Origin of the sequence: Tenacibaculum xiamenense, assembly GCF_964513065.1 — a bacterium.
Classification (GTDB): domain Bacteria; phylum Bacteroidota; class Bacteroidia; order Flavobacteriales; family Flavobacteriaceae; genus Polaribacter; species Polaribacter xiamenense.
In genome coordinates this window covers 44,424-61,370 of sequence record NZ_CAZEQU010000005.1, presented here as the reverse complement: position 1 = coordinate 61,370, position 16,947 = coordinate 44,424, and the positions used below count along the sequence as shown (strand labels likewise).

Here is a 16,947-nt window from a genome sequence, read left to right as displayed (position 1 = left end):
ATGGAAACTATAAACATTACAACTTTCTTTCGAAAACTTTATAAAGAAGGGATAAAATTAGTTTTAAAAGATGGTTCATTAAATATTAAGGCGAATTCTGAAATTGATCCAGAAATACTTGCAGAAATAAGATCTAATAAAGATTTGATAATTGATTATTTAAGATCATTTGAAAATGATAGTGTTTCAGAGCAGTTATTAGAAAAAATTACGCCATACAATAAAGAAAAACTAGAGCATATCCCGTTATCCTTTGGTCAAGAACGATTGTGGTTTATCGACCAACTACAAGGAAGTAGTGAAGAATATCATATCCCTAGTATTATCCGTTTAAAAGCAGATTTAGACATACCAATATTAGAACAAACTCTAAAAACAATCGTTGGTCGTCATGAAGTATTGCGGACAGTTATTTATGAAGAAAACGGTATTGGTTATCAAAAAATTCTTTCCGAAGATAATTGGTCATTAAGTAAAGCACTTATTTCCAGAGAAACAGATTTAGAGTCAGAAATAGATGCTTTCATTAGTATTCCTTTCGATTTATCTAAAGATTATATGTTTCGTTCTTGTTTATATGATTTAGGGGAAGATGAATATGTATTGGCTTTTGTTTTCCATCATATTGCAAGTGACGGTTGGTCTTCAGGAATTTTAACAAATGAATTTGTTGAAATATATGATATTTTGGCATCAGAAGAAGATTTTCGTCTTCCAGAACTGAATTTACAATATTCTGATTATGCTATATGGCAACGTAGTTATTTTGAAAAAAACATTCTTGAGGGACAATTATCATATTGGAAAGAGAAACTAAAAGGTGTTAGTAACTTAACGCTACCCATAGATTATGCACGTACAACAGTACAGAATAATAGAGGAAAGGAAGTTCATTTAGAATTAGATGAAAATTTGAATAAATCTCTTAGCCTTCTTTTCAACCAAGAGAAAGTAACATCGTTTATGTTCTTGTTGTCTGTTTTTAAGGTGTTATTATACCGATATAGTGGCCAAGAAGATATTTGTGTAGGAACACCTATAGCAAATCGAACGCAGGCTGAATTAGAAGAGATGATGGGATTCTTTGTCAACACCTTAGCCTTACGAAGTGATTTGAGTGGTAACCCTAGTTTTAAAGAATTCTTAAATCAAGTCAAACAAACAACTTTAAAGAGTTACGATAATCAATTGGTTCCCTTTGAGAAAGTTGTTGATAGTGTAGTTACTGATAGAGATATGAGTATAACACCTTTATTCCAAGTAATGTTTGACTATCAAAATAATGGTAGTGATTCAAAAAGGAGTGAGATGTACACACATGAGGTAATTCCAGAAGAAGAGGAAGGACTTTCAATTTCGGAATATGAAACTTCTGAAGCATCGGTACAGTTCGATTTAACTTTAAGTGTTATTGAAAGAGAATCAAGATTCTATTTAAGCATAGCCTATCGTGCTTCATTATTCAAAGAAGAAACGATGCATCGTATGATGGAGCATTATAAGCAATTATTAGATAGCATAGTTGATGATATAACTCAGCCTATTGGTGAATTATCAATGTTAACTAAAAAGGAAGAAGTTGAATTATTAGAAGATTTTAATAAAACTGAAGTCTCTTATTCAACAGGCAAAACATTGATAGACTTATTTTCAGAACAAGTAATAAAAACACCTGAAGCTATTGCCGTAGTTTATGAAAATGAAGTATTAACATATAACGAGCTGGATAAACGCTCAAATCAATTAGGAAGTTATTTACAAAGCCTTGATGTTAAATCAGGCACTTTAGTAGGTGTTTGTCTAGAGCGGAGTACCGAAATGATCGTAGGAATTCTTGGGGTGTTAAAATCAGGAGCGGCTTATGTTCCCATTGACCCCGAATATCCACAAGATCGTATCAACTATATGCTAGATGATGCCAATATCAATCTAGTATTAACTAGTACAGCCGTTAATAAAGAAACACTAACGGGGAATGAAGATATTACCAAAATCTTATTAGATAGAGACTGGGACACTATTGCTAGTTTTAGTTCCAAGAAACTAAACAACATTCTATCAAATAAAGAGCTCGCGTATATTATTTATACATCAGGAAGTACAGGTAAACCCAAAGGGGTTATGGTTGAACATAAAAACCTGGTTAACCTATGCTTTTGGCATCAATCAGAATATTCGGTAAGCGAATCAAGTAGAGGAACTTTATTTGCTGGTATTGGTTTTGACGCCAGTATATGGGAAATATACCCATACTTAATTTCTGGAGCTAGTTTATACCCTATATCTAGAAAAGATAGATACGATTTGAATTTCTTAACAAGATTTTTAAAAGAACACGCAATTACGCATGCCTACATTCCTACTCTACTATGTAAAAGTTTTATAGAAGAAGGTATTAGTTTGCCTGATGTAACTATTTTAACAGGAGGTGATGCTTTGGTTGTAAATAAAGCTACGGACCTTACAATCTATAATAACTACGGACCTACTGAAGCAACTGTAGTAGCATCCAATTACAAAGTAGTTGATACCACTTTAGCCAAAATTCCTATTGGTAAGCCAATTGATAACATGCAAATATACATAACCGACTTAGGAATGAACTTAGTTCCTGTTGGAGTTGTGGGTGAATTATGTGTAAGCGGAAAAGGAGTTGCTAGAGGATATTTAAATAGGGAAAAACTAACCAAAGAGAAGTTTATAGCTAATCCGTTTAAAGAAGGTAATACAATATATAAAACAGGAGATTTGGCGAGATGGCTACCTGATGGAAACATTGAATTTGTCGGAAGAGCAGATAATCAAGTAAAAATAAGAGGTTATCGTATAGAGCTAGGTGAGATAGAAAAAGCATTATCTAATATAGAATCAATACATCAATCTTGTGTTTTGGCAAAAGAGGATGTACAAGGAAATAAGCGTTTAGTTGGTTATGTAGTTATTGAAGGAGAGTTAAATAAAGAAGCTATAGAAGCTCAATTAAAGGAAAGCTTACCACAATATATGATTCCTTTATTATGGGTTGAGTTGGAAGAGATGCCATTAACAGCAAATGGTAAATTAGATAAAAAATCCCTCCCTGAAATAGAGCTATCTACATTATCTGCAAAGGAATATGTTGCTCCTCGAAACGAAACAGAAGAAGAGTTAGCTGTTATTTGGCAAGACTTGTTAGGAGTAAATAAAGTTGGGATTCATGATAATTTCTTTGAGTTAGGAGGTCATAGTTTATTGGTTATTCAATTAATATCTCGTTTGCAAAAAATAGGATACCATATAGAAGTCCGGGATATTTTTTTAAATCCAACAATTGCAGGAGTTAATGAAAAGTTATTATCATCTGAGTTGGTATATAAAGTACCTGCAAATGGAATTACCACAACTACAGAACGTATTATTCCTTCAATGGTCCCACTGCTGGATTTTAAACAGGAAGATATCGATAGAGTTGTAAATACTGTTGAAGGAGGAGTTACTAATATTCAAGACATATACCCCTTAGCTCCTTTACAAGAAGGAATTTATTTTCATTATTTATTAAGTAGTGAAGAAGAAGGAGACCCTTATATTTTACCTCATTTATTATCATTTCCAAGCAAAGAAAAACGCTCATCATTTATAAGTGCGTTACAGTTTGTGGTTAACCGTCATGATGTTTTACGTACATCTATTATAAGCGAAGGTTTACCACACGCTGTTCAGGTAGTGTCAAGAGAGGTTACATTGTCAGAGGAACAGTTAATCTTAGATCAATCTGGAGATATTTTATCTGAACTGGAAGTATTAACAAGTCCAGGAAATCAATGGATGGATATATCGAAAGCTCCCTTATTAAAGTTGAAACTAGCAGATGACACTAAAAGTAACAATTACTACTTAATAATTAACCAACATCATTTGATATTAGATCATGTTGGTATGGAGAAGATTACTATAGAAGTTGAAGAGTATTTATCTGGAAATGCGGCATCTCTATCTGAGCCTGTTTTATATAGGGATTTTATAGGGCACACTTTACATTTACAAAAAACAAACAATAGCGAACTCTACTTCAAAGAGTTACTGACAGGTATTGAAGAACCTACATATCCATTTGGTTTGTCAGATATTCGTGGTAATGGTGGTTCTTTGAAAGAATCTGAGATTGTTTTACCTAGTAGTATAAATAAAGAAATCCGAAGGGTCTGTATTGAGTTAGGAATGAGCCCTGCAGTTTTATTCCACGCAGCTTTTGGGCTACTTGTTGGTAAATGTAGTAATAGTGATTACGCGTTGTTTGGCTCATTGTTTTCTGGACGATTACAAGGATCTTTAGGAGCTACTGATTCATTAGGATTATTCATTAATACATTACCATTTTTTGTTGAATTAAAAGGAAATGCAACTGAATATGTTAATGAAGTTAGGAAGAAATTAGGAGAACTATTGTCCTATGAACAAACATCATTATCATCAGTTCAAGGCTGGAGTGATATTTCTAATGACATACCATTTTTTAGTGCTATTCTTAACTTTCGCCATTCTCCTGCTCCATTGGAAGAAGAAGAAGAGAAAGAGATTGAGGATACTGACAACGAAGACTTAGGAATTAGTTTTGTAGGCGGTCATGAACGTTCTAATTATCCATTTTCTATTGATGTAGATGATTATGGGGTTGATTTCGGATTAAAAATTCAAGTGGACGGAAGTATTGATTCGGATAGAGTAATTGCTCTTATGCAAGAAGCTCTTGTTCAACTACTAGAAAGATTAAAGCTAGGCGAAAAAGCGCCTGTCAACAGTATATCTATTTTACCTAAAAAAGAGGAAGAACGGTTATTAAATACTGCCCATAACAACCGTATGGTGTTCCCTGTTGATAAAACAATTATCGATTTATTTGAACAACAGGTTTCACAAACACCCGAAACAATAGCAGTCGTTTGTAATGATGAGTCCATAACATATGAAGAACTGGACAAAAGATCCAATCAATTAGCTCATTATATAACTAACAATCATACTAATGAGAACAACTTCGTTGGTGTATTTCTAGAACGAAATATCGATTTAATTGTTAGCCTATTAGGGATCATGAAATCAGGAAAAGTTTATATTCCTTTAGATGTTAAACATCCTATTGATCGCATTGATCATATCATAAAAGACTCAGGTTTAAGCCTTATTATTACAAATAGTATTGCTAATGACTTACTATTATCAAATGCCAACTTTCAACGAATTCTATTAGATAACGATAAAGCAATCACAGAACAAACTACTTTTAAACTTAATAGAATTACAAGATCAGATGATGAGGCTTACATAATTTATACTTCAGGTACCACAGGAAAACCAAAAGGAGTTGTAGTAAATCACTCAGGTATTACAAACATTGCTTTAAATTGGAAAAACTTATTCGAAGTTAACCAACAAACCAACTTACTTCAATTAGCTAGCGCTGCTTTTGATGTTTTTATAGGAGATCTGTGTAAAACGTTATTGTTTGGAGGAAAGATGATTATTTGCCCTGATGATGTACGTTTTGATTTAGCAGGACTATACAAACTTATAGAACATCATCAAATTACTCTTTTTGAAACCACACCAGCTTTAGGGGTTCCATTAATGGACTTTATCTACGAAAACAAGTTAAACTATTCATCGCTAAAACAAGTCATTTTAGGCTCAGATGTTTTTAACTTGCATGACTTTAAACGACTATATGAAAGGTTTGGGGAAGATATTAGAATAACCAACAGTTACGGTCTTACAGAAGCTACAATTGATAGTTCTTATTATGAAGTTAAAGATAGCTCTGAATTATTATCTTTATCTAACATCCCTATAGGGAAACCTCTGTACAACACACAATTTTATATCCTAGACAACTCCAAAAACCTAGTTCCTCAAGGCACTGTGGGAGAGCTTTATATTGGAGGTTCAGGGTTAGCAAAAGAATACCTGAACAATCCGTCATTAACCCAAAAGAAATTTGTTCCAAATCCATTCCAAGAAGGGAGTCGTTTATATAAAACTGGCGACCTAGCAAGAAGACTCCCAGACGGAAACATAGAGTTTATAGGCAGAGCTGATAACCAAATTAAAATTCGTGGTTATCGAATTGAGTTAGGAGAAATTGAAAACGCGCTTTTTAAACATAAGTCTGTTACAAATTGCTGTGTTTTATCAAAAGATGACATCAATGGCAATAAATGTTTGGTAGGATATGTAGTAACAGAAGGTGAGCTAAATAAGGAACTTTTACATGAAGAGTTACAAATGAGTTTACCTGACTATATGATTCCAAACTTATGGGTTCAATTAGATGAAATGCCTTTAACGGCAAATGGTAAGTTAGATCGAAAATCTTTACCAGATCCAAATTTCTCACAATTATCAACAAGAGAATACGTCCCTCCAAGAAACGAAACAGAAAAACAACTTGTCCTTATTTGGCAAGAATTATTAGGGGTAGAAAAAATAGGTGTATACGATAACTTTTTTGAATTAGGAGGTCATAGTTTACTGGTAGTAAAACTAATAAGTCAATTACAAAAGATTGACTTTCACATTACTGTAAGAGATATATTTGTAAACCCCAGTATCGCCGCTATCAGTAAAAAGCTATCATCTTTATCATCAATTTACCAAGTACCTCCAAATGGAATAACAACTAATACGGAACAAATTACTCCTTCAATGGTTCCTTTATTAGACTTTGAACAAGAAGATATTGATAAGGTTGTTAAAAATATTACAGGAGGAGTTTCCAAAATTCAAGATATTTACCCCTTATCACCTTTGCAAGAAGGAATGTACTATCATTACTTAATGAGTACTGAACAGCAAGGAGATCCTTATGTGCTACCTCATCTATTGTCTTTCTCAGAAAAGGAAGATCGTTCTAAATTTATCGAAGCCTTACAATTTGTAGTAAATAGACATGATGTTTTACGCACTTGCTTTTTCAGTGATGGATTACCTAAAGCGGTGCAAGTAGTACTTAGAGAAGCCCAACTATCTGTAGAGCATTTAAAAATCAACTCTAAAGATATCTTGTCGGAGTTAGAGTTGTTAACAATTCCAGGAGAACAAAAAGTAGATGTTTCCGAAGCACCATTGCTAAAATTAAAAACAATAGATGATCCGTCAAACGGTGAATACTATATCATTTTATTAGAACATCATTTGATAATGGACCATGTGGGCATGGAAACATTGGTTTCTGAAATTACACTATACCTAGACGGACAAGCCTCAAATTTGCCAACTCCTTACTTGTATAGGAATTTCATAGGTCATACTTTATATCAACAATCTACTAATAATAGTGAATCATACTTTAAAGAATTGTTAGGTAATATTGATGAGCCTGCTTATCCATTTGAGTTTTCAAACACAATGGATAATGCAAGTACTATTGAAGAATCCAATGCTTTACTACCAGAAGAAACGAGTAAAGAAATTCGTAAACTTAGCACAGAATTAGGAACAAGTCCCGCCATTATATTCTATGCTGTTTATGGAATTTTAGTAGGAAAATGTAGTAATAAAGATTATGCTATTTTTGGATCCTTATTCTCTGGTCGATTACAAGGATCTTTAGGAGCTGCCGATTCATTAGGATTATTTATTAATACCTTACCGTTTTTTACTGAATTAAATGGAAATGTATTAGAGTATGTTCTTCAAGTTAAAGAAAGATTGGAAGAACTACTACCTTTTGAACAAACCTCATTATCAAATATTCAAAATTGGAGCGGTGTTTCTAATGAAATACCTCTGTTTAGTGCTTTATTAAATTACCGACATTCTTTCGATTCGACTGAAGAAAAGGAAGAAGAAAATACTGTTGATTTTGGAGTTGACATCGTTAGTAGTAAAGAACGCACCAACTACCCTTTTACTTTTAGTGTAGATGATTATGGTCTTGATTTTGGGGTAACAGCTCAAATTGCAGGAGGTGTTAACCCTGAAAGAGTACTGAACTATTTTACAGAAACATTACACAAGGTTGTGGCAAGTTTGAAATCAGATGGAACATTGCCTTTACACAAATTGTCAATGTTAACCGATAAAGAGGAAAAAGAGTTATTAAATGACTTCAATAATACAGCATTTGATTATCCAGAAAGTGATTCAATAATTTCTCTATTTAAAGAACAGGTTTCCAAAACACCTAATGCTCGGGCTTTATCTTTTAATGGAGAGTATTTAACTTATAAAGAACTAGATAATCGTTCTAGTCAATTAGCTCATTATCTAATTTCCAAAAAAGTAGAAAAACATACTCGTGTGGGGATTCTGTTTGACAGAAGTTTTGACATGGTAATTAGCATGTTAGGAGTTCTGAAATTAGGATGTGCTTACATTCCTTTAGACCCTTCTTTGCCAAATAATCGATTGTCTTATATACTAGAGGATGCCGATATAGAATATATTATTTATGAAGAAGATTTGCTGCTGGATAAAATAACAACTTCAAAGGATATACAAGTATTGAATATTGAAAGATCTCTTAACCATAAGGTTTCTAAAGAAGATTTTGAAAGAAGAAAGGATGAAGAAGCGTATGTAATGTACACTTCTGGAACAACAGGAACTCCAAAAGGCATTAGCATTAGTGATGAAAATATTATTGCACTTGTCAATAACCCTTCAGATAAAATAGCAATAACAAGATCGGATCGTGTATTACAGTGGTCAAATTATGCTTTTGACGGTTGTACTTATGAAATTTTTGGGAGTCTTTTAAATGGAGCTACTCTTTATTTAATACCTACACCAGCAGCTTCTAACCCAATGGCATTATTGGAAGTAATTAATAAAGAAAAATTAACCATTGCCTTTATAACCACTGCTTTGTTTAATGCTTTATCAGAATTTGATTTATCCTTATTATCTAGCTTACGATTATTACTATTCGGAGGAGAAAAGGTATCCGTAGCGCCTGTAGAAAGAATGTTGTCTGCACTGGGTAAAAATAAAATACTACATGTTTATGGACCAACAGAAACAACCACATATGCTTCTTGCGAAGTAGTTTCAGAAGTTTCAGCGGAAGCTTTAACTATTCCTATAGGAAAACCTTTAAGCAACACCAATTTCTATGTTTTAAATGAATACGAGGAACTTGCTCCCATTGGAGTTATTGGTGAATTATGCATTTCTGGAAAAGGAGTTTCTAAAGGTTATTTAAATAGAGAAGAGCTAACAAATAAACGCTTTATCAGCAATCCGTTCAAAGAAGGTGATCGAATTTATAAAACAGGAGACCTAGTAAGATGGCTGCCAAATGGAAGTATTGAATTTATTGGAAGAAAGGATGACCAGGTAAAAATTAGTGGCTATCGAATCGAACTGACCGAAATAGAAAATGTTTTGTCAAGAATAAAAGGAATTCAAAACAATTGTATCATAGCAGAAGATGGTGGAAATAGAGGTAAACGCCTGATTGCCTATGTAGTCTCAGAAACTTTTGACAAAGAAGCTATTCAGTCAGAACTTACGGAAAGTCTACCCGATTACATGATTCCAAGAATATGGGTACAACTAGATGAAATTCCATTAACCTCTAATGGTAAATTAGATAAAAAGAACTTACCTAAACCAGCGTTTGGTTTAAATGAAAATTACGTGGCTCCCACTACTCAATTGGAAGAAGATTTATGTAAAGTATGGCAAGATATTTTAGGTATTGAAAAAGTAGGAATAAAAGATGATTTCTTTAGTATAGGAGGTAACTCTATTCAAGCAATTAAAGTATCGAGTGAAATGAGTAAAGTTTTAGGTTTGAAAATTCAAATTACCGATATTCTTCGATATAAATCTATTGGAATATTGGCCGCCATTTATTCAAAACTCCAAGCCTATGAAAATCATGTTTCACTCGTTATGCCTTTCCAAGAAAAATATGACGACAATTTACCTGATATGATTTTCATACATTCTGCTTTAGGTGGATCAGATGCTTATCACTGTTTAGCCGAGTTACTAAATGGAAAGTATAATTGTATTGGAATTGACAATCATAATATTTATGGAACTCCTAAGATTAATAATTTAAATAAACTAGCGAATTTCTATTTAAAGGAATACACTGAAAAATATTCGCTTAAAGACCCTATCACATTATTAGGATGGTCTTTAGGAGGCTGTATTGCCCTAGAAATGGCTTTAATCTTAGAACGCAAAGGATACTCGAACATTAATGTGATTTTATTAGATACTTATGTTCATGTTCCAAAAATGTTCTCAAGACGTGCTCGTTTCAAAAAAGAAGAAACTCACGAGTTTATTTCAAGCATGTTCCCTAAAGAGTATGACGATTATGTTGAAAGACTGGTTGATGCCGCCGAACAAGAACATGTTTTAGGAAAAACTCCAATCAGTGGTAAATTATTTAAAACAAACATAACTCTTTTTCAAGCGTTGTATCAGGATAATCACGAGGCAGGATCAAACAATAATGACGAATTGATTCTTATTGAAGATTTAAAGTATAACAATCTTGAACGTGTGATTGATGTTGAAAAAATAACAATAATTCCAACGCATTCTCATCACAGACACATACTCCCTTTCCAAGCACAATTTATTGGAGAGTATTTATCAAAAAATGTAGAAGAATTTTCAACCGCCACTGAACTACATAATCAGTTTTGATAAAATTATACACTTAATAATTTAACCAAACCAACTACCCACTTACTATGGAAACTATTGCTGACAAACTGGTTACAGCGAAAGAAATTAAACATAAAATTTTATCGGAGTTATTTGAAGAACAGGTGTATAAAAACCCTACGAAAGTAGCTATCCGTTTAAACGATCATAAAATTTCCTATGCTGAACTTAATAATAAAGCAAATCAAATTGCTCATTTTATTCAGTACAATTTCTTAAGAGAATATAAACAAAAAGTACCTAAGGGCACCGTTATTGCTGTTTTAGGAAAGAAAGAAATCAATACCATTGCTAGTATATTAGGAATCTTAAAAACAGGAGCCGCTTACATTGCAATTAGTCCTGACGATCCCGAAGAGAAAATTCAATATTTACTCAAAGATAGTGAAGCAGCATTCCTTTTACTCACGGATCCAACTAATACTAAAAAGTATCCTTGTTTTACTTTGCCAATAGAAGATGAAAACCTTCAAGCATTTGCTACCTATTCTCCTGATGTAGAAATTGAGCAAGATGCATTAGCTCAACTAATCTATACATCAGGTTCAACAGGCTCTCCTAAAGGTGTAATGCTTACTCATCAAAACCTGAGCAACCGATTAATCAACCCGAGTTTTGTTACCATTACAGCTGACGATTGTTTTTTACAATTGGCCAATTACGCTTTTGATGCCTCTACTTTTGAAATTTTCGGAGCCTTACTTAATGGCGCTAGCTTAATTTTAGTAAATAGAAAACTGCTGTTTGATTTTGAAGCCTTGACAAGTTATATTGAAAAATGTGGAGTAACTATAGCTTTTTTTACAACATCCTTTTTTAATGCAATAGTCGATCAGCATATAAATTTATTGAAATCGATAAATAAGGTTCTTTTTGGAGGAGAAGCAGCCTCCTACTCTCATGTAAAAAAAGCACTAGCTGTTCTAGGTCCGAATCGATTAATAAACGGATATGGACCTACCGAATGTACCATATTCACAACCTGTTATTCTATCAACGAGATTTCTCCTGAACAAAAGAGTATTCCCATTGGAATACCTGTAGGCGATAATTCTGTTCACATTTTAGACAAAGAACTAAAACCTGTAAAACCAGGAGAGTCTGGAGAACTTTGGGTTCAAAGCTTGAGTGTAGCGAAAGGTTATTACAAAAGACCTGAACTAACAGAAAAGGCTTTTAAAAAAGGAATTCTTGGAAATAATGAGACTCTCTATAAGACAGGAGATTTAGGAAGAGTAAACAGCGATGGTCTTTTTGAATTTATCGGAAGAAATGATAATCAGGTAAAATTAAGAGGATATCGAATTGAGTTAGGTGAAATAGAATATCACATCATGCAACATCCGAAAATTAACTTTGCTGTTGCAAAAATCAAAAAAGACCATCGAGGTTTGGGTTCTATAGCAACATGGGTACTTGCCACTGAGAAAATTGACAAAGAAGAACTCAAAAGATATTTATCAAGTAAAGTATCTGATTATATGTTGCCAAGGCATATTGTTTTTATTGATGATATTCCTTTAACCTCTAATGGAAAATTAGACAAGAACAAACTCCCAGATCCTAAGGAACTTGAAAACTCTGCATTTCCTAAACCCAATCCAAACGGAAGTAAAGAAGAAAAACTTCTGTACGCACTAAAAGAAGTTTTAGGGAAGCAAAATATTCATTTTGATGATAACTTCTTTTCTTTAGGTTTAGATTCTATTTCGGCATTGCATTTTATAACGGAAGCTAAAAAACTCAACCTCTATTTTTCTGCTTCAGACATTTACAATTACCCTACGATAAACGAGCTTGCTTTAATTACTAAAGAAACCTTAGCTAGAAAATCAAAAGAACCTGTGAAAGAAATAGGTCTAACTCCTATTCAACAATGGTATTTTAATTTAGGTTTTTCTGACCCAAGTTATTTTTTGCAGTCACAAACCATTACTATAAAATCAGTAGATATTGCCAAGTTGAAAAATGCTTTTCTTCAATTGGTAAATCATCATCCTGCTTTTAAAGTTCAATTTTATAAAAAGAGTAATTGCTACGTCCAAAACTTTAATAATATTGTCGATAATTCCTTTTTTAGTATTCATAACATCAAAAACGAAAAGGACGAACAAAGTGCTGTTCACAAAATAGAAATAGATTTAGAAAAACAAATAAGTCTAACGAACAACGAATTGTATAAGGTTGCTGTAATCGAAGGGACAACTAATTCTTATGTACTTATTATTCTTCATCATTTAATTGTTGATGGTGTTTCTTGGAGAATCTTATTAGAAGATTTAGTCCAGCTTTATCAAGAAAAAACAGTTTTAAAAACTGATACCAAAGCGCAATGGTATCAACAATTGATCGATTATTCACAAAATAAAAAAACCTTAGAAGCTCTTCCTTTTTGGAAATCAACTACCGAGGAAATACAAGAATTTAATTTAATAAAAGATCAATTTATTCTTTACCCCAATAACACATACGGTGCGGTAACAGACAATCTTTCTTTAGAAAGAACAAACCTACTATCCAAAGAGTGTTTTAAAGTATATAACACAAATATTGAAACCTTATTAATTACAGCATACATAAAAAGTTTGGCCAAATGGATTGGGCAAAATAAAGTTGTGTTTATGTTGGAAAGTCATGGAAGAGAAAAATGCGTTGAAGAAGTAGATGTTTCCAGAACTATTGGTTGGTTTACTTCCGCATATCCAGTTGTTATTAATTTACCGGATAACAATGATATCTCAAACTATATCATTGCTATTAAAGAACAGTTGAAAAGCATTCCAGATAACGGGCTTTCATATGGAGCTTTAAAATATTTACATAGTAATTCTGATGTTAAAAACAGCATCAATGACGCTTGTCCTGAAGCTTGGTTTAATTATTTGGGACAGTTTGATGAAAATCAACATGAATTGCCAGAAGGATGGAGTTTATTTGACGAAGGAAGTGGTCATGATGTAGTTGGTCCAAAAAATAAGCATTGGAGTCCGTTTGAATTGAACTGCTCAATCGTAGAAAAGCAATTTCTCTTTAAAATCACTTTTGATGAAAATCTATTCAGAAAGGAAACAGCATACAAATTTGCAAAAGATTTTAAGACCAATCTAATCGAAGTCATTGAACATTGTAAATCAAAAACAGAAATTCGTTATACACCTTCTGACTTTGAATTAGGGCATTTAACCCAAAATACCTTCGATACACTTTATCAAAAACTAAATAAACGAGGTAACATAAAAACCTTAATGCCAATTACAGGTTTACAACGAGGAATGCTATTCCATTATCTACAAAATAAGGAATCAGATCAATATTATGTTCAGGTAAAAATTACTATTTCTGGAGCTTTGGATAATATTTACTTAAAAAATAAGCTACAAGAATTAGTTAAAGAGAATGAAATATTTAGATCTATTTTTATTTGGGAAAACCTAAAAGAACCGTTACAATGTGCTTATGAATATCATGAAGAGTTAGACGCTATTGCTTGGAATGAGATTTCATTGACAGAAAAGGATCCAGAAGAAATAGACCAAGAAATTGATCACATTCTTGATATTGATAGAAAAAAAGAGTTTTGTTTAAATGAAACACCACCTGTTCGATTTTTACTGATAAAACAAAACGATGGATTACACACATTAGTGTGGACGCTTCATCATATCCTTATCGATGGTTGGAGTATTTACCATATTATCAACGACCTAGTCGCATCTTTTGAAAATGACAAAACTATCAAAGGTTTTCATCAAGAAAAATCACTTCAATTCCATCATTTAAATCGCTGGTTGAATACTCAAAATCAAGATAATGCTTTGGCTTTTTGGAAAGAGCAATTAGCTCCTGTTCAAAATAGTACTCCTTTTCCTTTTACAAAAACCAAAGACCAACCTAGCCCGGATAAACCAATTGAAAATCAAAAAGAACTTCACCTAAGTTTTTCTCGAGATATAACAAGTAGCATTAAAAACCTAGCAAAACAGTATCAAGTTACACTGAACTCTCTATTTCAGTTTTCTTGGGCTAAGATGCTTCAACTACTTACCAAAAATGATGTTATCACGTTTGGTGTTACTGTTAGTGGTAGAAATCATGATTTTCATGGTATCAATCAAATAGTTGGACCATTAATTAACACCTTACCTGTTGTCACACAATGGTCGAACCAACGTACAATTAAGGAACAAGTTCAGTTAATTCATAAAACATTTCAACAAATAAATGAATACAGTCATATTGACTTAAATGAGTTGGTAAAAATGACTAAGCTGAAAACGCCTCACCTGTTCAATCATATCTTGGTTTTCGAAAACCACAAAAAAGTAGGAACCTATCAAAATAGTTCAGGAAACATCCTTATTGAAAATGTGGAAGAAATTGAAAAAACCAATTATCCAATAACCGTTTTAGGCTCAGAAGAAAACGATTGCTTACAAGTTAAAGTAATATATGATACCGATTGTTTTGAGGAAAACATGATTCACAAAATGTTAAAGACATTAAAGGAAATATTGGTGTTTACTATTGATAATTCCACAGCGCTAACGAATCAAATTGAAACAACATCGGTAATTTTAGATATAGAAACTTCAGAGTTAGACAATCTGAGTAACAATATCTCTAAACAGTCAATCCAAGCACAAGAAAATAATTCCAATCGAACTGCAAAAGACGAACAGCGAAGTTTAGTTTATTTAGCTCTTTGGGAAAAGGTATTGGATCAAGAAGGAATTACCTTAAGTGATGACTTTTTCTATCTCGGAGGTCATTCACTAAATGCCTTAGAAATATCTAATGAATTAAAACAAAAAGGAGAGTTAATTTCTGTAAATGACATTTATCAATACAGAACCATTGAAAACTTGTTATCATTCAAGTGCAATCAAGTAAATACAGAGACAAAAAGTATTTCAAATACAATTAAAAATTACGAAAACTTATTCCCTCTTTCACCTCTTCAACAACGTTTTATCAAAAGAAAACTCATTGATCGTAACCGTTTTAATGTTCCTTTCTTAGCTAAAATCAAGTTTAAAACTAGTATCAATGCTATTAATGAAGTTGTTAAAACGCTCGTTGAAAAACATAAATCTTTGCAACTACGATTTGTCAAAGAAGATGGTAATTTCAAACAATACTACGATAATTATTCAAAAGATAATCTTTGTAACTATTTTGATATTGCTTTAATTAAACCCAAAAATCAAGATTTATACATAAGTAAAAAGTGTGAAGAAGTACAGTCTCAATTTGATTTATTGGAGGGAAAACTGTTTAGAATTCTAGTTTTTGACAACTACATGAATCAAGATTCAAAAGTAGTGTTCTTTCTTTTCCATCATATAGTTTTTGACGGAGTGTCTTTGCAGATTTTCATTAATCAGTTTTTCAAATTATTGACATCTAAAAGTAACGATGAACAACATATAGATAATAATTTAATAAATTCTTGTTCTTATAAAGATTGGGTATTAACCATCCAAAACTATATAGCAAATAAAAGCTTTGCAGCTGAATATGCATATTGGAACGATGTATTAAAATCTGGGGGGAATGTTCCTACGGATTTCAATCCTCAAAAAAGAGCTACGCACAGAGAAATGAAAGCTTTAGAGTTTGTTCTTATTGAAGACGATCAACTTATGAATAAGTTCTCAACTACGGTTAATAAGATGAAGCTAATGCCTTCTAACCTGTTACTTTCTGTGTTTTATAAAGCGAGTAATGAGTATTTTGGAACTACTGATTTATTAATTGACATTATGAGTCAGCAACGAGAATCTTTCTTCCAAGAAGTAAATATCCAAAACACAACTGGCTTTTTTGCAGGCGCTTATCCCGTTAGACTCTCTTTGGATGAAAACCTTAGTAACGAAAGCTTAATACAACAAATAAATCAAACTGTTTTGGAGGTTCCTAAAAACGGATTGGATTACTTTATCCTTAAATATTCAAAGCCGGAAAACAGCAAGGAAGAACTTATATTACCAGAACGACGTCCTGCCTGCTTGTTTCATTATTTAAAAACTGAACATATTTTCCCTGAAACGGCTACGTACGAGCAGCTAGATATTCCTTTTGGTTTTACCAACTCAAAAGACAATGAGTCTAATTACTTATTAAACCTAACCATAAAACATAGTGCTCAACAACTAAGTATTCGATGTTATTATTCGACTCTACATTTTAGAGAAACTACAATTACAGATTTAATGAATGGATTTAAAAAGAAAATGTACCATTTATTGAATTGGAACTATAATAAATAACCAATAAACT

General features: G+C 32.5%; 2 protein-coding genes. Both read left to right on the top strand.

Going from position 1 to position 16,947, the window contains the following annotated elements:
- Positions 1 to 10,647 carry an amino acid adenylation domain-containing protein gene (locus ACKTTV_RS00760; RefSeq protein ID WP_408028892.1) on the top strand — a complete coding sequence of 3,549 codons (10,647 nt, stop codon included), beginning with the start codon at positions 1 to 3 and terminating at the stop codon, positions 10,645 to 10,647.
- Positions 10,648 to 10,694: 47 nt separating this feature from the next.
- Positions 10,695 to 16,937, top strand: coding sequence for an amino acid adenylation domain-containing protein (locus tag ACKTTV_RS00755; RefSeq protein WP_408028891.1), 6,243 nt, complete (start codon positions 10,695 to 10,697; stop codon positions 16,935 to 16,937).
- The last annotated feature ends 10 nt before the right edge of the window (positions 16,938 to 16,947 follow it).